At 34.2% G+C, this 19,566-nt stretch carries 11 protein-coding genes and 2 tRNA genes; 7 read left to right on the plus strand and 6 right to left on the minus strand.

The features are described 5' to 3' along the window. Positions 1-38 precede the first annotated feature (38 nt). From lacZ to AC6CH4_RS23885, 3 genes are all read right to left on the minus strand, one after another. On the minus strand, positions 39-3,155 hold the full coding sequence (gene lacZ / locus AC6CH4_RS23875; protein ID WP_498107478.1) for a beta-galactosidase, LacZ type: 3,117 nt from the start codon (positions 3,153-3,155) through the stop codon (positions 39-41). A gap of 307 nt (positions 3,156-3,462) precedes the next feature. Then, positions 3,463-4,734: a BNR repeat-containing protein gene (locus AC6CH4_RS23880; protein ID WP_498107480.1), complete on the minus strand. Its 1,272-nt coding sequence runs from the start codon at positions 4,732-4,734 to the stop codon at positions 3,463-3,465. Between the two features lie 148 nt (positions 4,735-4,882). Further along, complete coding sequence (locus AC6CH4_RS23885) at positions 4,883-6,562, minus strand: GH39 family glycosyl hydrolase (protein WP_498107482.1); 1,680 nt, start codon at positions 6,560-6,562, stop codon at positions 4,883-4,885. Between the two features lie 250 nt (positions 6,563-6,812). Here AC6CH4_RS23885 and AC6CH4_RS23890 point away from each other — a divergent pair, with 250 nt between their 5' ends. Then, positions 6,813-7,415 carry a 5'-methylthioadenosine/S-adenosylhomocysteine nucleosidase family protein gene (locus tag AC6CH4_RS23890; protein WP_498107484.1) on the plus strand — a complete coding sequence of 201 codons (603 nt, stop codon included), beginning with the start codon at positions 6,813-6,815 and terminating at the stop codon, positions 7,413-7,415. An 82-nt stretch (positions 7,416-7,497) separates the two neighbouring features. Here the strand turns inward: AC6CH4_RS23890 and AC6CH4_RS23895 are convergent, their stop codons facing one another. Beyond that, positions 7,498-8,556 carry a cellulase family glycosylhydrolase gene (locus AC6CH4_RS23895; RefSeq protein WP_498107486.1) on the minus strand — a complete coding sequence of 353 codons (1,059 nt, stop codon included), beginning with the start codon at positions 8,554-8,556 and terminating at the stop codon, positions 7,498-7,500. 722 nt (positions 8,557-9,278) lie between these two features. On the opposite strand from AC6CH4_RS23895, the gene AC6CH4_RS23900 reads away from it, so the two are divergent. The 6 genes from AC6CH4_RS23900 (at position 9,279) to AC6CH4_RS23925 (ending at position 19,059) form a co-directional block, all read left to right on the plus strand. Then, positions 9,279-10,778 carry a sialate O-acetylesterase gene (locus AC6CH4_RS23900; protein ID WP_498107488.1) on the plus strand — a complete coding sequence of 500 codons (1,500 nt, stop codon included), beginning with the start codon at positions 9,279-9,281 and terminating at the stop codon, positions 10,776-10,778. Positions 10,779-11,486: 708 nt separating this feature from the next. Then, the gene (locus AC6CH4_RS23905) at positions 11,487-12,248 is read left to right on the plus strand and encodes a LytR/AlgR family response regulator transcription factor (protein ID WP_498107490.1); all 762 of its coding nucleotides are present in this window, start codon (positions 11,487-11,489) and stop codon (positions 12,246-12,248) included. A 60-nt stretch (positions 12,249-12,308) separates the two neighbouring features. Then, positions 12,309-14,591 (plus strand): PAS domain-containing sensor histidine kinase, encoded by a 2,283-nt coding sequence (locus AC6CH4_RS23910; protein ID WP_498107492.1) that lies wholly within the window; start codon positions 12,309-12,311, stop codon positions 14,589-14,591. Further along, entirely contained in the window at positions 14,585-14,989 is a 405-nt protein-coding gene (locus tag AC6CH4_RS23915) for a response regulator (RefSeq protein WP_498107494.1), read from the plus strand. Before AC6CH4_RS23910 ends, AC6CH4_RS23915 begins: the two co-directional genes overlap by 7 nt. Before the next feature lie 692 nt (positions 14,990-15,681). Further along, complete coding sequence (locus AC6CH4_RS23920; protein WP_498107496.1) at positions 15,682-17,499, plus strand: DUF8693 domain-containing protein; 1,818 nt, start codon at positions 15,682-15,684, stop codon at positions 17,497-17,499. A gap of 57 nt (positions 17,500-17,556) precedes the next feature. Beyond that, positions 17,557-19,059 carry a phage tail-like protein gene (locus AC6CH4_RS23925; RefSeq protein WP_498107497.1) on the plus strand — a complete coding sequence of 501 codons (1,503 nt, stop codon included), beginning with the start codon at positions 17,557-17,559 and terminating at the stop codon, positions 19,057-19,059. Between the two features lie 276 nt (positions 19,060-19,335). On the opposite strand, the gene AC6CH4_RS23930 is transcribed toward AC6CH4_RS23925, so the two are convergent. Together AC6CH4_RS23930 and AC6CH4_RS23935 are read right to left on the minus strand one after the other, a co-directional pair. After that, positions 19,336-19,421: transfer RNA gene (locus AC6CH4_RS23930), tRNA-Leu, on the minus strand. Between the two features lie 6 nt (positions 19,422-19,427). Continuing rightward, positions 19,428-19,500: transfer RNA gene (locus AC6CH4_RS23935), tRNA-Phe, on the minus strand. Between the last annotated feature and the right edge of the window lie 66 nt (positions 19,501-19,566).

The following is a 19,566-nucleotide window of genomic DNA, read 5'->3' on the forward strand; positions in this document are numbered from 1 at the left end:
ATAGGCCCTTCTGTACAAACATAAAGAAAAACACTAAACTAATTAACTAGTGAAATTGTATATGAATAACTGTATTGCTTTTCTAATAATCGATAGGGATCATGAGGAGGACGTCCCCAACTATCATCACCGCCCAAACCTCTTTGCTTATAATCTAAATGCAGATAAACTGCTTCTTTAGAATCTAAATCCAAATCTGAAGGATGGCGCTGTGCCTTAGTTTTTCCGGGATCCAAATCTTCTGTCGAAATATTCAATGCGCTAAAACTAACGGCTTGTTGACCTTCAATTTTTACACCTTGTCCTTTATCATTTTTTAAAGTCAGCCAACGAACATCTGTTTTGTAACCCGATTCCTGAGGTCGAATATAATTTCTCGCATATTGATTCATTACCTTGTCTGAATATTCTCCAACAAATGAAGCCGAATTTCTATCTGAATAATTTTCCCATGGACCTCTTCCATAATAACTCAAATTATCATAAGAACCATTTAATTTCAAACGCATCCCGAAACGAGGCATTTCTGGTAAATCTTTTCCATTCAAATCAATAGCTGCGGTAAGTTTTATAGCTCCATTATTTTGAATCAAATACTCAACAGTGTAAGGAACATCGGCCTGAGCTAATTTATAGGCCACTTTTACAAGTAAACCTTCTGCAGTATTTTTATCCATAGTAACACTTACAACAGTCGGATTTTTTGATGCTTCTTTCCAAATTGCCAATTTATCTGGCATTCCGTTTCCAAAATCATTATCTGTTGGAGCACGCCAGAAATAAGGTGCTGGGAAATTGGTAATAACTGTATTATCGCCATTTTTCAGATTATATTTCAGGAATTCTCCTTTTTTCAAATCAAATTCTCCTGTACTATTTTCAGACTCAAAATACAGTACATTATTTTTAACAGCGTACTTCAATTTTGTCCCACTTTTGGCAACGGTATTAGTATTAAAATAAGAACCTTTCCCTACTTTAAATTGCTCTCTTGCAAATTCATAACCTTTAGCAACCAAAGGCGCATCGTATTTTGAAACAGCAAAAACATTTAAAAAATACTCTGAATTCTCGTCAAGTGATCCTAAATCTAAAGCAACTTTTTTACTTTCTTCAGGAGCTGCCTCTAAATTAAATTCTCCGGACTTTGTTTTCAATCCGTTTTTAATCAGTTCCCATTTAAAGGTATAATTAGAAAGATCGGTAAAATTATAATGATTTGTCACCACTAAATCAGTTGCATTATTGAATTGAAATTGAATGTTTTGGTACACTTTTTTCACTTCATTTAATGCTGGTTTTGGAGTTCTGTTAGAAAACACAAGACCATCTGCACAACCATTCTCATCATTTTGTAAATCAGCACCTCCTAAATCTCCTCCATAAGCCCAAAATGTAATTCCTTTTTCATTTTTCGTTTTCAGTCCCTGATCGATCCAATCCCAAATAAACCCGCCTTGCATACGTTTACTGTTATTTATAATGTCCCAGTACTCCTGAAAATTTCCACTACTATTTCCCATGGCATGTGCATACTCACACATAATATAAGGACGTGTTTTATCAGAATTTGCATAATCCTTCATACTTTTAATACCTGGATACATAGGAGCTACAATATCTGTATTTCTATTCTCTCCTGCCTGCTCCGACTGAACCGGGCGGGTAGAATCTGTTTGTTTTAACCAATCGTAGGCATCATAAAAAACAGGACCATTTCCGCATTCATTTCCTAAAGACCAGATTATAATAGATGGATGATTTTTATCTAGTGCAAACATTCTTTTGATACGATCCAAATGAGCTGGCGCCCATTCTGGCAAATAGGCAGGGTGTTTTGCTTTATCAAACCAATTTTGCCATTCTGCTCCCATGGCATGACTTTCTATATTAGCCTCATCAACAACATAAAAACCATATTCATCACATAAATCATAGATATGGCTATCATGCGGATAATGGCTCATTCTGATAGCATTAATATTATGTTCCTTCATTAACTTAAGGTCTTTCAATGTTGTTGCTTCAACAGGAACATGCCCTTTTTGATCATCATGCTCGTGTATATTAACTCCTTTTACAAAAATGACCTTACCATTAACTAACAATCGTGCATCTTTAATTTCAATTTTTCTAAAGCCTGTTTTTTTTGAAACTATTTCCAGCGTCTTTCCTTTATTATCCAATAATGAAATTGTATATCGATATAAATTTGGCGTTTCGGCATTCCATTGTTTTACATTTTCAAGTGTTTTTTCAAAGCTGATTTTTTGCTCTTTAGCGTTTACTTTTTTATTTTCTGAATAAATAACATTTCCCTGATTGTCAAACAATTCAACTTTGACAGAAGGGTTTTTAACTTTATTATTCTCAAAATATTTTAAAGTAACATCAAGACTAAAAATTCCGTTTTTATATTGATTGTCTAAGTCGCTTTTAATAAAATAATCCCAGATAGTAGTTTTTGGCATTGCCTGCAAATAAACATCGCGCTCAATACCACTTAGTCTCCAAAAATCCTGATCTTCTAAATAACTTCCGTCATGCCAGCGAAATACCTGTACTGCAATCAAATTATCTCCTTTCTTTAAAAAAGAAGTAATATTGAATTCTGCCGGCGTTTTTGCTGCTTTAGTCATTCCTACTTCTTTTCCATTTAAGAAGACTTTCGCATAACCACTAATAGATCCAAAATGAAGTATAATTTCTTTGTCTTTCCATGAATCAGCGATGGTAAAAGTGCGTCTATAACTTCCAACCGGATTATAATCACCATTTATAAAAGGGGGATTTTTCGGGAATGGATACGTAATGTTAGTATAAATAGGAATATCATAACCTTCTATTTCCCAGTTAGAAGGCACCTGAATGTTTTTCCAATTGGTATCATCCAAATTTACGGCATAAAAATCCATGGGCCTTTGAGAAGGATTTTTAACAATATTAAATTTCCAGTTTCCATTCAAACTTTGATACAATTCTGATTTTTGAGGATTATTGCCTTCCAATTCAGCTTCATTACTGAATAAAAGAAAGGAACTTCGTCCTGCTTCTTTTCCTCTGTCTAAAATTTGAGGATTTTCCCATTCATTATTCTGGGCATAATTATTTTGCAGGCTCAAAAATAAAGCAAGTGCTAATACAATTTTTTTCATTTAATTATTTTAAAAAATGGAAACTAAAAATTTTAATACTCCTGTATTTTATTTCAAATTAACCTTATCAATAATCTTTAAAAAAATAATAGGCTCAACTCAGAAAATAAAAAACAACTTCACAAATTTAGATAACACCTTATAAGAAAAGAGGGGCGTTACAATAAATTAGAAGGGGTATATCAACATAAACAGCCAAAAAACAAGTTAATAAGGCAATATTTCGCATTATCCATAATTATTAAATTAAAAAATGTGAAGGGGAAATTTACGTTATATAAAAAAAAACATTTTTTTGATTTATGAATTACTCTCCTAAGATTGGCATTTGCATTAATTCTAAAATTTGTACAGGCTGAGGATCTGCTTTACTTAATCCTTCTCCATCTGCCTGAGTTACATTTTGAGAAAAAATGTGCAATTGCTTTTTATCTCTCCAAAATTCTTTATCAAAATTAGGTTCCCATTGTCCGACAGAAAATCGGCTGAGATCTTGTGTTTTCCATTGTATTTTTTGCAAATTGGTATAACCTAATGTTATTTTGTTATCCCTTTCTTCATCTCTAAAAAGCAAATACAACATCGATTTATTTACCAGAATTTCAGGACGTGAAATAGGAATTCTTTTCGTGCCTCCGCCGCCTAAAGTAAATGGTTTGACGTGAAAATTAGTATTTATTAAATTCCATTTTCCCTCAGACAAATAGACTACTTTATATTGTGGAATTCCATTATTATCCCAATAAGTAGTAATAAATGGATTTCCCTGCTCATCGACAGTCATTGCCGTTTGATTGATTAAACTGCTGTTTTGAGGTACTTCCCAGGCATGTTCAGCGGTTTCTTTTGTAATGGGCAAAATGTATTTTTCTCCAGTAGATTTTTTCCATGTTTTTCCTCCATCAGCAGAAAAAGCATAACAAATATCATGGTTCGTAGATACATCCCAGCTTTCTCTCCAAACCCATGAAATATAAATTCCTTTGTCACCTACACACATTTGCCAATAGGCACTGCGTTGATTTTCGCCGTCAATTAAATTATTTTGTAATGAAGTCCATTGCTGCGTTTTTACATCATACCATTTCATAATCATATTTCCTCGTCCCGAAGCCCCGGAACGATAACAAAACAATAAATTTCCATTAGGTAAATTATGAAATTCAGGATAAGTTACTTTAGCCTCATCCTCTCCTGTCATTGGTTTTTCTTCTCCGAGTTCTAAACTAAATGGCATTTTACTTCTGGCATAACGCAAACGGGTATCATGATGATCCCAACTCACATGAAGGTAACCTTCAGAATCTATTACAATACTGATATCATTATGAGCATCTTTTACATTGCCACTGTATGGACTGACAACTCTATCCCATTTTTTTGAATTCAATTTACGCTTCGCTAAAACCATTCGGCCATCCGGATCATAGTATGCCGTATATTGATTTCCTTTAAATGAAGTCAGTGCACTGTTTCTAAAAATAACGGTATTCACAGAATTATTGCTCCATCCTAAACCGATCTCACTCTCGGTAGTTTTTAGCTGAGCACTGACATTGAATGAAAAAAATAGCATCATTAAAGACAAACTTTTAACAATGATCCTTTTTTTATTTAATTGAGTACTTAAAGTGACATTCATTTTCTTTTTATTATAGAATCATTAATTATTTTCATTAGCAAAAAATCTCCTAAAGATTTTTCGAGATCAAATTTTTTATTAAATATTACCACTCCAGTTTTACCAAAGCCACTCCCTGACGTTCCATTTTTAAAGCTACAACTGTTTTGTTGTCCCTTATTTTTATTTTTTTTGCAGCTATACTTTTTAGTTTTCCCGATTTTTCAAGTATCTCAATCTGTTGTTGCGTAGGATTTTGCGGGGATCCCATTTTTTTCCATACCTCATAAGAATTGCTGTTTTCTTTATCGATTAAATAAATACGCATAGAAACCTTTTTAGCAGGGATATTTTCAATTGAAAGAGTAACAATTTCTGTTGGCCCGGGCTTGTCATCATCGTGATAATTCCAAACCATAATAGCTGCCGATTTTGAGTCTTTGGAGGCCAGTGCACCAATATCAGACTGAGCACCACGAACGCTTGATTTTAAAACTTCTTCAATAGGATACATACGATTGCTCACAACATCTAAACGCATCCCCGACATCATTCCAAACATTCTGAAAACATTTAACACCGGTTTGTCAACTCCATTAGTGGCAAGATCGCGAAAACCATAAAACCAAGGTTGGTTTTCAAATTCAAAAGACCAGGAAACCGCACCGAGAAAATTGGCTTTTGTCTGATCTGCCAATATATATTTGCGTGCAAAAGAAGCCGCTGTATAACTTGAATACATAGTCCCATTTCGGTAAGCATTCTCGGGATTGGTTGCCATTCCGCAAGCGGCACAACCTTCAGGATCCGACTCCCCGATAATAATCGGCAAATCTTTTGTTTCCGGATAGGACATCGTTAGTTTAAAACCAGTTTCGATATCATTTAATTGTGGAGCCATATCCATTCTAACTGTTCCATCTACCAATTTAGGCCATCCTTTAGCATGAAAAAGTATAGCATCCATTGGCGAACCTTTCTTTCCTGTAGCATAGTTGGTACCGCTGATACAATGTTTAATAAAATCATTGGTCCATTCCTGAGCACCCTTACCCCTGGTTCCGGCAATATTAATACCTCCAATTTTTGCTGTTGGCAGCGCTTTTTTAAGTCCGTCTGCGGCATAATCATACATCTTAAAAAATTCTTCACGAGTGCCTTTCCAGTAATGTCCGTTTGGTTCATTCCAAACTTCCCAATACCAGCTTTCTACTTCTTTTTGTCCATAACGCTCTACCGAATGTTTAACCCATTCATATACAAGATTTCTCCATTTATCATAATCTTTAGGCGGATAAGCCCAACCGGTAATAATATCTGTGTAAGGATCTCCGGGTTTCCAATAATGTCTGTATGGAACAGGATGTGTAGATAAAGCCTCAGGCATAAAACCGATTTGTGCTAAGGGTTTCATACCACGCGAAACATAGGTATCAAAAATACTATCAATAATTCTCCAATTGTATATCGGATTGCCCTTATCATCTTCAGTATAAGCATTGGTAGAACCCCACTTCAAAGCGGCAGTACCATCACCTGTTACCAGCAAGCTATGTGTACGCACATAAACTGGCACGGAGCTTAATGCTGCAATTTCACTAAGAAGTTTTTTTCCATCTTTCATATAAGTATAGTTGGGTTCATCATACCCAAACCATGCCCATACTGGTTTCATAGGCCCTATTTCCTGTTTAAGGTCAATTTTAATTTCAGGGCTCTGAGCATAAAAGGTCACACAAAATTGAAGTGCAATAACCGTCAGCCAATAGTTTATTAATTTATACATAACATGGTTTTGTTTTATTATTAAGCATAACTGTAAAACCCACACTTATAAAAAAAGGCAAAATTTTTTATAACCTCTTCTGTTTTATTTTTAACTAATTTATATAAAATTTCATCAAATACAGATTATCTGCAAACAATTTAAATTACAATATAAAGAAATAATAAATTTAGCAACTGAATCAAATCCTTGCTATCATAACATTTTATTTATTCTAATTGAGCATCTTTGTATTAAAATAAATTTACAAATGATCAGAATTACAAAAGAGCTATCATTCTCATTAGAAAACATATTGTTTTCATTTGCACTTCAATCTGAAGCAGCCGATGTATTTAATGGGCATAACACGCTGATTACCGGAATTGGAAAAGTAAATGCCGCATATGAATTAACCAAAGCCATTCAACATAAAAAACCATCACTCATTATAAATCTTGGATCAGCAGGAAGCAATTATTTTCAGAAAGGTGACGTTATTTGCTGTACTAAATTTATTCAGAGAGATATGGATGTTAGAGGTTTAGGCTTCGAACAATATGAAACTCCTTTATCAAATTTGCCCATACTTCTTGAATATGGATTTGAGATGGAGAATTTGCAGACCGGTATCTGTGGAACTGGTGATAGTTTTGAGATGGGTCATAATACTAAAATATATAATGTTGTAGATATGGAAGCATATGCATTGGCAATGATTGCAATGAAAGAAAACATTCCATTTTTGTGTTTAAAATATATTTCAGACGGGGCCGACGATAATGCGGCTGACGACTGGATGATTCAGGTTCACAAGGCTGCAGTAGCTTACGGAGATATACTGAATTTAAACAAAAACAACATTTTTATTTAGTTGTATCATCGGATCTTCACTCCAAATATAAAAAAGAAGGCCATTGAAGGCCTTCTTCTAAAATAAAATTTATTCTTTTTAATTAATTCTCACCCCAGCCATATCTTACACGAAAAATACCAGAACTGTTAACCGTATTAATTGTAATATTAGTTCCGCTTCCGCCTCTGGTAAACAAACTGTAAGAATCTCCATCTCTCAATCCAGGCCAATAAACGCTTGCAATTTTATCTGTTCTGCACACATCACTGGTTGCTACTATATAAGCAATTTCATTGTCAGACTGATTTCCGTTTTGATAATCTTTACCGGAGTTCATTCCGGCACCAAATTCAGTAATTACTGTACGACTAGCATAACTGCCTACCCTACTGCGCCAATCTGCTCTCCATTGTGTAACTGATCGGGTGGCCCAAAAAGCATAATTATGTAATCCTAATAAACATCCATTAAAACGAGTATCTGCCCCGACTCCGGTAACATTTTCCGAATATCCTGTTCCTCCCAGGATAATTCGTCCTTTTGGAACATTCGGATAAGTAGAAAGAAACTGCGCATAAATAGTTGTTAACTGAGCTAAAGTATATCCATGAGGCTCGTTGAATGGTTCAAAATATACATTCGCATTACCCTGATATTTATTTACAACTGTTGTCCACATACTCCAAAAAGCAGTTGTATTGTCAATCATACCATTTTTTGATGATGAAGACTCCCAACATGCAATAATGACTTTCCAGCCTTTACTGGTCGCCTTATCTATCACTCCTTGATAACTAGCCCACCAGCTCTCAGAAACAGAAGGTGGATTAATTGGAATACGTATAGTATTAACCCCATTTATTTTACTTGTAAAACCATTTAATATTGCATCTGTTTTTGCCACAACTGTAGTGTAATTATCAGCTGCCTCTAAACCCGATAGAATAACCCAGCCATCCACAAAATTATCTCGCCCGTCTGCCCAGTTCAGTCCGGCAATCGATGCTGCTCCTACTTTTGCAGTAAGATTATTATTTTTCACTGTATTTTCAATTACAGATTCGTTTTCCGTTAAACTTGTCTGATTAATTTCTGAAACTTCATCTTGTGAACATGCGCATAAAATGATGCTTAACATAAGTAAATATCCTTTTTTCATTGACATAAAATTGTTTAAATTATTAAATTAATATTCTGAATCTATTCCTAACTATTTATGCAATACCTAGATTCTATTTCTATAGTTTGCGTAATAGCCATTTTTACAATTAATCGTAAGGTCTTTTCATTGGTTTGTTTGGTTTTAGTTAATAAAAAAATATATAGAATTGTAATTGTAACCAGGTAATAAAGTAAATCAGGACATATCAGTTTTATTTTAGCAAATCTGCCTGAGAAGGGATTTTAATCTATCATAATGTATATTTTATTATATAAAAATGATACTGTATCCGTGTTGATAATAATACAAAGTAATGCTTATCTTACATGTTACAGCAGGGGTAAATTGGAAAAAAAAGAAGGTCGAAATGGTAATTTGATATTTTTTTAGCATTAAAAAAATTTAATAATTAAAAAAACAGCTATTTTTTTACTCAATAATTAATTATCAAATTATCACTACTTATTATCTATCAGATTAAATATTCAAATATTAACATGTACAGGGTTCTTACAAATTGGTTGAATCTTGCTCTTCGTCATGAAAAATTATAAAAATATAGTTTGAGAAGACTCTTCAGGATACAACAGGATAGATATGGAGTCGTATTTTTTTATTTTTGGAATTACCATCAAAAACTAATTAGTTAAATAACTAATTAGAATCTAAATATACTCCGTCCATCAACAGTACCTCTTAATAGCAAAAAAATGGTATCGATGCTCTTCTACACTGATGACTTTATAACTACAGAAAATATGCGTTTCAATAAATTGAGTTTTTTATCATTAAGTATTTTCATTATATGTACTTTCAATCTTTCTAGTCAGGTTACACTTCCTAAAATTTTGGGACACAACATGGTTTTACAACAACTAAAAGATGTGCCAGTTTGGGGAACCGCCAGTCCAGGCGAAAAAATATCGGTAGATTTCGCGGGACAAAACAAAACAACAATTGCTGACAACTCTGGCAAATGGTCGGTCAAACTCAAGCCGATGAAGGCATCATTTACACCACGTGAGATGACCGTTAAAGGAACAAATACAATCGTTCTGAAAAATATATTGGTGGGAGAAGTCTGGCTTTGCTCTGGTCAGTCAAACATGGAATATGCCATGCGAAAATACAGTAAATTCGAGTCGGCAGTGAAGGGATACAGACCTCCTGAGGATGATTTGAATAAAGCAAATAATCCCAATATTCGCATTTTTTTGGACCGCAGAAAATACATGGATCCAAGTCCTGAGCACTTGGGCTGGGACTCGGCAATGGGAAGATCGTTAGTTGATTTTTCGGCTGTGGGGTATTATTTTGCGAAAGATTTATATTCAAAATTACACGTGCCAATCGGAATGATTTCTGCGGCAGTGCCCGGCAGTAGGATTGAACCCTGGATTGAGGCTTCGAAAATGGAAGTGTCACCTACAATGAAAAACGGAAAAACACTGAATAAACTCAGTACCGATGGTGGCGATCCCGGTAAATTTTATGACACTATGATACAACCGCTAATTCCTTATGCATTGAAAGGATTTTTATGGTATCAGGGAGAATCAAATTGTTTTCTGAATGAAAATATCCGTTATGCCTACAAGTTTAAAACACTGATAGAAAGCTGGCGAAACGACTGGAACGACAAAAAACTGCCTTTTTACTTTGTCCAACTTGCTCCCTACGCTTATTCGACTACTAAAGATGATCGTCCTCACACTGCCGAAAATCTTCCCGAATTCTGGGAAGCACAGCAGCTTGCCCTGCATTTGCAAAACACGAATACTATTGCCATTACCGATTTAGTCGATACTATCGCTGATCTGCATCCGGGATACAAATGGGAAGTGGGCCGCCGATTGAGTCTTGTTGCCGCAAACAAGGCTTACGGACAAAAAAACGTCGTATATTCCGGGCCTGTTTATACAAAAATGAAGACAGTGGACCACACTGTTGAAATCACTTTTTCAAATACCGGAAGTGGTTTGGCAAGCCGTGACGGAAAACCACTTAACTGGTTCAGCATCGCTGGAACGGATGGAAAATTTATCCCTGCAAAAGCAGAAATAAAAGGCAAGAAAATAATCCTTTCTGCGCCTGAAGTTCCAAATCCAGTTTCGGCTCGTTTTGGCTGGAACGAAGCCGCCCAATCCAATTTCATCAACAAAGAAGGACTTCCTGCTATTCCTTTCAGAACCGATAATCCCTGGGACAAACTTTTTTGATCAACCAGGCGCGAATTACATAGCCTAATAGAAGATATAAAAATGGTTCTTATTTGTTAACCACTCCTCAATATACCATTGCATAAAAAAGCCCTAATTTTCATTAGGGCTTTTTTATGCAAACTACCAAATTCTTAATCTGAAATTTAAATCGGTAATAAAAATTTTATCAGGTAAATTGATTAAATCAAGAATATATAAAAAATATAAATAATTGAAATTTAATATTTTACATATTAAATTTATAAGATCTAAAGCAAATCTTATAAGATAAGCATGTACAAATTTAATACATTAGATACCATATTGTAGGCTGCTATTTTTAGTTATTTAAGGCATCATTTTTTTTTTGTAGAAAATTCATTTGCCTGAAATATAATTAAGAAAACGATTCTGCTAAGTGCAGATGAAGGTTGATAAAAATGCTGTGATAATATGTGTATCAACAGTATGAGTAGTTGTGCTTTCAGCACCGATATAAAAGAATTTAGTAATTACACAAATAGACTCATTTTAACCACTTGTACTTAATTAAGGACATTTATTACTTTCCTTTAAATATTATAACTACTTCTTAAAGAATTAACGAATGTTGCAATAATTTATATCAATATTCGATATTAAACATAAACAACTAACAAACAACATATTAACTCGTATTATTACCAAATAAATAACCCATTTGGATTAATAAACTAACAAAAAAATATGAATTCTATAAATGCCATAATCATATCAGACGAAAAAGAGACTCTCCTAATTTTAAAAAAATTTGAAGAAGAGAACTCTATGATTATGAGAATAGTCGGTACTGCAAATTCTATAAATGATGGAATTATTATAATAAAATCAAAAAAACCAGACGTAGTTTTTCTCGATATTATACTTGATGGAGAGCTTTTTTTTGAAATGCTTGAACAATTAGAATTTAGCATTCCAAAACTTGTATTTATATCAGCACAAAAAGAATATGCCGTCAAAGCATTTAAACATAATGCCATTGACTTTTTATTAAAACCAATTGATTTTAATACAATTATCTTAGCTGTGTATAAAGTAATTAAAAGAAGAGAAATGGAACGTTCATATCAGAATCAAAAAATTAATAATACAAGTGCCCTTAGTTCATTACCTCATTCAAATGATTATGTGGCGGTTGCATCCTTAGAAAAAATAGAGTTAATACCAATGGCAGAAATTTCTTTTTGCAAAGCCGATGGAAAATATACTGTCTTTGTCCTTTCTAATGGAAATAAGATCATGTCCAGCAGAAATCTGGGAGAGTATGGTGCTATTCTGGACAACAGCTTTTTTTTTAGAATACACCATTCTTATATTATCAATATTCGGCATATCTCTAAAATTTCAAAAAAAGATGGTTATTTCTGTGAATTTTCAAATGGAGCAATTATATCAGTTGCCAAAAGACGACAAGATGATTTTAACAAATTCATAAAACTTAAAGAATAAAATACAATCTACTATTTTAAGTTAATTTCAATCAATACTTCAACCAATAGAAATAATATAATGGAAACCAAAAAGGCAAAAGATAAAAATGATAGTATCACTAATTATTTTCAGGAACCGTTAATTGACCTTGGTAAAATCTTAGATTTTTCAATGGATCTGATTTGCTCTTGTGATGAAGAAGGAAGGTTTGTTTGGGTAAATAAAGCTTCAGAACGCATTTTAGGCTACCAGCCTGAAGAATTAATTGGCAAAAAATACAACGATTTAATATTTCATGAAGATGCTGGTAATCCTATAAATGAAGGTTTTGATTTTAGAAACGGGTCGCATGTACCTATTTTTGAAAAAAAATTTATACACAAAAAAGGGAATATTGTTTATTTACAATGGTCAGCTGTATGGGATGATGTGAAAAAATTATGCTATTGCATAGGCAGGGATATTACTGAGAAAAAAAATATAGAAAAAGCTTTTGAAATTGAGAGGCTACGGTTTTACAATTTATATTCGCAAGCACCTTCCTGTATGGGGATTATAAAAGGGCCTGACTATATCTATGAATTGGCGAATGAACTTTATTTACAACTAATAGATAAAAGAGATATTATTGGTAAGACAGTAAAAGAAGTTCTGCCGGAACTAGAAGCACAAGGAATTTTTGAAATTTTAGATACCGTTTATAAAACAGGAGAAACCTTTTCAGCTAATGAAATGCTGATAAAACTTGATCGTTATGGAAATGGAAAATTAGTGGATACCTACTTAAATTTCATTTATCAGGCACATAAGGATGTGAATAATAATATTGACGGTATTCTTTTCTTTGGAAATGATGTAACAGAGCAGGTTTTATCCCGCAAAAAAATCGAAGAAAGAGAAAAAATGTATAAAGATTTAATTCACAAATTACCTGTTGCTACTTATTCGTGCGATGTCGAAGGCCGAATCGTACTCTATAATAAGGCTGCAGTTGATTTATGGGGAAAAGAGCCTGAATTAGGAAAAGACGTATGGCACGAATCATGGAATATTTCCAATAAAAAAAATAGTCATTCACCTCTCAATTTATGTTCGCTGGCTACAGCACTAAAAAATGGTGACCCAATCCTTAGAAAGGAAATAATCATCGAACGTCCCAATGGAGATAAGCGGAATGTCTTGCCATACCCGGTTCCGTTTCACAATCCTGAAGGTCAGATAACAGGAGCTGTTATTGTCCTTGCTGATATTACCGAAATAAAATTGGCACAAAAAGAGTTGAGGAAAAGCGAAAAAAAATATAGGTATCTTTTTGACAATAATCCAATGCCAATGTGGATTATTGATTTAGCAACTTTCAGATTTCTTGATATAAATAAAATGGCCATTTTGCAATATGGATATAGCCGTGAAGAATTTCTTTCTATGACTGCTTTGGATATAAGACCAGAGGATGATAAAAACCATTTCATAAAATCGAGTGATACTTCAAAAATTAATAAATCAAATTACAATAGGGGGATATGGAATCATTTGAAGAAGGATGGAACTCTTGTTCCAGTTGAAATTATTGCGCATGATATTATGTATGAGAGAATCCCAGCGAGATTAATTCTTTCGAATGACATCTCCGATCGTAAAAAGGCAGAAATAAATCTGGAAAAAAGAAATAAAGAACTCATCAAAACAAATTCAGAACTGGACCGATTTGTATACAGTGTATCTCACGATTTACGTTCTCCTCTAACTTCCATTCTTGGGCTTCTTTCCTTTATTGAAACAGAAAGCCAGGAAAGTGATACTCTTAAGCATGCTGAATTAATACGCAGTAGTGTTAATCGTCTGGATGACTTTATTAAAAATATTTTAAGTTACTCACGAAACAATCGTACAGGACTTGAAGTGGAAAAGATTCCACTAAATGAAATAGTGCATGAAATAGTTGATTCGCTTCAGAGTATGAAAGAAGCGAAAGGAATTCGTTATGAAATTGAAGTCAAGGAACGGCAGCTTTTTTATACAGACAGACTTCGCTTTAATACCGTCTTAGAAAATCTTATTTCAAATGCTATAAAATATCATAAGAAGGAAGAATCAGATAGGTATATAAAAATATTCGGGTATTCAGACCATGAAAATCTACATTTGACTATAGCAGATAACGGAATCGGAATTGCATCAGTATATCATCAAAAAATATATGAAATGTTTTTTAGACTCTCGGGTAAAGATGGCTCGGGTATTGGTTTATATATTGTAAAAGATACCATAGAAATGTTACAGGGTTCGATAGAAGTGCAATCAGAAAAAGGATCTGGAACCACATTTAATATTACACTAAAAAATTTAAAACCATGTTAAAAGAACTAGACCCAAAATTTGAAACCGTGATGATTATTGATGATAATCTGGTTGATTTATATATTATATCACGTATGATTACTAAAAATAATTTTGGAAAAAATGTGTTACATTATACAGAGGCAGAAGAAGCCATGAAATATCTACAGGAGAATCAGGATAATTTTTCTAAATTGCCTCAGATAATATTTGTAGACATTTACATGCCTTTAATGTCCGGATTTGAATTTCTGGAAGAATACGATAAGCTATCAAATACTTTAAAAAATTATTGTAAGACCTATATTATATCATCAACAATCGACAATGAAGATATTGCCCGATCAAGCAGTAATAAAAACGTAGTTTCCTTTCACGTTAAACCGATTACCAAAGAATTTCTTGACCGAATTATTTAGAAACAATAATACTATCAGGATTTATATCACCTCTATGCGGGCAATTTTGCAATGAATTTTAGAATTTTATCTGAATAGTTTTTTAACTCTGGTCAACATCTCTAATAGTCCCCGCTTTTTTCTCTCAAAATACTCCATCCAGGAATGTCATATCAAAGCAGGATTTTGATACTCCGATTGCTTTGATTCCATTTATGTAAATGTAACTATGGATTGAATTAGGCACTCTTTTTTAAATTTCAATTCTTTTCAATTTCATCTTTACTATAACCTTGGCACTCAATATGATTTCATCATAATCAGTTCCTTGTAATACAGTTATACCTCATAGCTGTCAGTTATTACTTCACCCTTTTAAATTGAAAGGCATTTCTCTTAATTTGCACACAAGCTATTAAAAAACAATCCCTTACCCAATCTACCAGATCTCTTTATCGTTTAACTAACTGCTATCACTAATAATGAAAAAACTAGCTTTCTATTTAATTTTTCTTATTCCAATAATAGCACTGTCACAAAATCCCCCTCCCCCCGGTTTACCCGATGATCCAGTTGCAGCACCTATTAACTCAATGATTTTTGTGCTAGTTACGGCAGCCATTGTATTTGGGAGTTATACCATTTTCAAAAAGAAATAGACTTACGCTTTAAGTTAAACACAACCTGTACTATAATAATTAAACCAAAGAAATATGAAAAAAACTTTACTATTACTATCTGTTTTATTTTCTTTTCAAAGTTTTTCTCAAATACATGTTGGTGCCAATACACCCATCTATGTTAAGAATCAGGTACTCTATGTAGGTCAGAATATAAATCTGGCCTCTAACTCTGTTCTTCATTTAAGAAACAATTCTCAGTTGGTTCAGGGAACAACTGGTACGTCTGCAAATACCGGAACAGGAGTTTTATCTCTTTACCAGGAAGGCAGCTCAGATAATTTTGATTATAATTACTGGTGCTCTCCTGTTGGAAATACTGCAGTATCTACAGGCAACAACAATTTTGGAATTACTTTATTATATCAGCCTACGACTGCAATCGCTTCTGCTGGGGCAACTATACTTCCTATAGGGAGTTATAATGGCATCTCGAATCCATTGACAATAGCATCACATTGGGTTTATAAATTAACCAATGCCAACAATTATTCGCAATGGGTACAAGTTGGAACCTCTACTATGATTGCTCCGGGCGAAGGATTCACGATGAAAGGAACCAGCGGTACTGATAGTACAAACCCGGAAGGAACCGGCATTGTAAACAATCCCGGAAGTGCCCAAAGATATGACTTTAGAGGAAAACCCAACGATGGAAATATTACGGTTATCGTTGGTTCTAATAATGCGGCAACGCTAACAGGAAATCCCTACCCGTCTGCATTACATTTGAATGCTTTTCTTCTGGATCCAACAAATACTGCTACAACCGGTATTGCTTATTTTTGGCAGCAGGACAAAAATGTAGACTCTCATTACCTTTCGGCTTATAGAGGAGGATATGCTGCCTACTCTCCAATTAATCTGGGATCAAATGGTATTTATACTGCAGCGACATTTAGATCTTACAACAGCGATGGCACCGTCAATAATAATCCACCGGCGGGAACAAGTCCTGTTATAGCCCGAAAATATCTTCCAATTGGTCAGGGATTCATAATAAACGGAACTTCCAATGGAACAGTAACATTTAGAAATTCTCATCGGGTATTTTACAGGGAAGACAATACGTTATCACAATTTGAAAAACCTTCAAAAAATTTAAGCTCCAAAACAAATAATAATACAGGCTTTGAAGATGGCCCTCCCCCTCCTCCTTCACCTGTCCCTTATTTTAAGCTAAATACCATAATAAATAATGAGTTTACAAGACAGCTCGCTTTGGCGTTTGTTCCAACAGCTACGGATGCCGTAGACAGAGGTATTGATGCCAGGAATATGGATGAAAGCCTACCTAACGATGTTTCTTTCTGGATCGAAAATGGAAATTATGTAATTCAAGGCGTTACTTTCGATTTAAATAAAAAAATTCCGCTATCGGTAAAAGTGACTACCAATACAAACTTTAAATTTTACATTTCTGAAATTTCAGATTTTGATAATTCGCAGCCTATTTATTTATATGATTCATTTGATATGTCCTACCATGACATTAAAAATGCGAGATACGAAGTTGCGGTTGCTCCCGGAACCTACACTGAACGGTTTAAAATAAGTTTTATTAATGGAACACTGGGAACAAATGATGTTGTCAAAAGTGATTTTTTTATTTGCCAGGACAATAAAAACCAGGTTCTAAAAGCTACGAATCTAAATAATGAGATCATGCAATCATTTGTACTTTATGATATTCTTGGAAGAGCTGTGATTTCAAAAAACAATTTAGGCGCTGAACAGAACTTTAGTTTTTCAACTTCAGGATTGAGTTATGGCGTATACATCGCAACATTCTTAACGGTCGATAATGTAAAAATCACTCAAAAAGTCATTATTTCAAATTCTGGCAGCTAACGACAATTAAAAAACAAAACTCTTACATATTATTTTAAAAAATCTTAACACGAAATTATGGCAACTACATCTACTTTGCAAAACATTATACCTACACTATTGCTGTTTTTATTCTTTTCAACATTTCTGATGCATGCACAAATTGGTATTGGTACTGTTACACCAAGTGCAAGTTCTGTTTTAGATATTTCCTCTACTACTCAAGGTATGCTTACACCGAGAATGACCACAGTTCAGAGAAACGCAATTGCATCTCCTGCTGATGCATTGCTTGTTTATGATACTGACGTAAAATCATTTTACTATTATAATTCCACTAGCTCATCCTGGGCAATTCTTAGTGGCGGAACCCCTCCAAGATTAAATTTCAAGCGTATTAGAGCCGGCGACAACCTGGCTGTTGTTCTTGCCACGGAATTAGCAGCTGGCGGAGGTGCTAAGTATGTTTTAACTGCCAATACATTGTATGAAATTAATGGCCAGGTCGTGTTTAATTTTCCTATAGATTTAAATAACGCCTATCTGGATGGTTTGGATGCTAATGAAGATATTATAGTCAAAACATCAGGCGTCCTTTTTGATAGTACTGCGGGCGGCAGCATTAGAAACCTTACTATTACAACACCAGGTGCAACTGTCTTTAATTTAAATGCTGCGTCATCGACCTCGACCTTTTTGCTTAGAGATACCATAATTGCAAATGCAGCAAGTGTTGGAACTATATCTGGTTATGGGTTAGTTTTTTTGAGTATCGTTAATTTTTCAGGAAATACAAATGGTATTACTTACAGTAATATTGGTCAGTTGCTATTGAGTAATCAGGCATGGTTTATCAATAATGGAGGCACGTATGAAAAATTTACCGGAACATTTAATTTGATAGAAAAACAAGGAGGTTTCTCTAATGTTGGTCCCGGAGCATATGGTCTGGATGTTTCTACAGCGGGTCTTACAATTAGTGGTGATGCTGTTTTAGAATCTGTTGTTTTTACTGGTGCTACTCCTGCTAATTATATAAGACCATATGCAGCGGCATCTACATATACGGGATACAATTTTAGTAACGCATGGACAGTTAGATCTGCAGGGATTCCAAATGAAGCAGATACCAATGCTACTGGAGATTTTTCTATGGATGCAGAAACCGGAGGAGCTATCCAACTTAACGTAAGTTCGGGTACTCCAAGTACCAATATAAGAATCTATTCAGCTTCAATTCCAACTGTTTCCAGCAATTTGTTTCGATTTTCAGCTGATGGAACTTACAACAGGTTAAAATATGTAGGCAAGAAAAAGAGAATCTTTCAGGTATCCGGGGCTATCAACTTTCAGGTTCCATCAGCAGGAACTTACATTGTTCATTTGTACAAAAATGGCGTAGCTATACCACAATTTAAATTTTATGGCAGGGGAAATGCTACAAATGATATTATTACACTTCCAATTAATGCATCTATTGAATTAAATACCAATGATTATGTCGATTTTTATTTACAACGCTACAGTGGTAGTGATGGAGCCGATGTTCTGGTTTCAAATATGACCATAATTATGAAATAAGAGCAATTTATAGTAAAAGATTTTGCAATAAACATAAATGGAAGATTATGTTTATTATGGACACCCGCCTTTATACACAAATATTTGGCGGGTATTTCATTTAAAGGTGTTACTTGTTACTGGAGTTGCCTCCTAATTTGCGACAAAAAAACAAGGCACTCTCTTGAAAACATCAAAAAGTTTAGAAGGACTTCCCATTTAATGGTGTATAATTATTTCTCGATTAAAACCGAGTCAAAAACAAAAAACCCCTTATAAAAATAAGGGGGTTTCTTGTACTCAGAGCGGGACTTGAACCCGCACGAACATTGCTGTTCACTGGATTTTAAGTCCAGCGTGTCTACCAATTTCACCATCCGAGCATTATGTGGTACCTCCAGGGATCGAACCAGGGACACATGGATTTTCAGTCCATTGCTCTACCATCTGAGCTAAGGTACCTTATATTTATATAAATAATTATACAAATAAAGAATAAAAAACCCCGTTCGTTAGAACAGGGTTTTG

It is taken from the genome of Flavobacterium sp. GQ95 (genome assembly GCF_059758655.1).

What these genes read in the sequence shown, in the direction of transcription:
- lacZ (WP_498107478.1), bottom strand. Translation starts at nt 3,155, where the DNA reads ATGAAAAAAATTGTATTAGCACTTGCTTTATTTTTGAGCCTGCAAAAT.
- AC6CH4_RS23880 (WP_498107480.1), bottom strand. Translation starts at nt 4,734, where the DNA reads ATGATGCTATTTTTTTCATTCAATGTCAGTGCTCAGCTAAAAACTACC.
- AC6CH4_RS23885 (WP_498107482.1), bottom strand. Translation starts at nt 6,562, where the DNA reads ATGTATAAATTAATAAACTATTGGCTGACGGTTATTGCACTTCAATTT.
- AC6CH4_RS23890 (WP_498107484.1), top strand. Translation starts at nt 6,813, where the DNA reads ATGATCAGAATTACAAAAGAGCTATCATTCTCATTAGAAAACATATTG.
- AC6CH4_RS23895 (WP_498107486.1), bottom strand. Translation starts at nt 8,556, where the DNA reads ATGAAAAAAGGATATTTACTTATGTTAAGCATCATTTTATGCGCATGT.
- AC6CH4_RS23900 (WP_498107488.1), top strand. Translation starts at nt 9,279, where the DNA reads ATGCTCTTCTACACTGATGACTTTATAACTACAGAAAATATGCGTTTC.
- AC6CH4_RS23905 (WP_498107490.1), top strand. Translation starts at nt 11,487, where the DNA reads ATGAATTCTATAAATGCCATAATCATATCAGACGAAAAAGAGACTCTC.
- AC6CH4_RS23910 (WP_498107492.1), top strand. Translation starts at nt 12,309, where the DNA reads ATGGAAACCAAAAAGGCAAAAGATAAAAATGATAGTATCACTAATTAT.
- AC6CH4_RS23915 (WP_498107494.1), top strand. Translation starts at nt 14,585, where the DNA reads ATGTTAAAAGAACTAGACCCAAAATTTGAAACCGTGATGATTATTGAT.
- AC6CH4_RS23920 (WP_498107496.1), top strand. Translation starts at nt 15,682, where the DNA reads ATGAAAAAAACTTTACTATTACTATCTGTTTTATTTTCTTTTCAAAGT.
- AC6CH4_RS23925 (WP_498107497.1), top strand. Translation starts at nt 17,557, where the DNA reads ATGGCAACTACATCTACTTTGCAAAACATTATACCTACACTATTGCTG.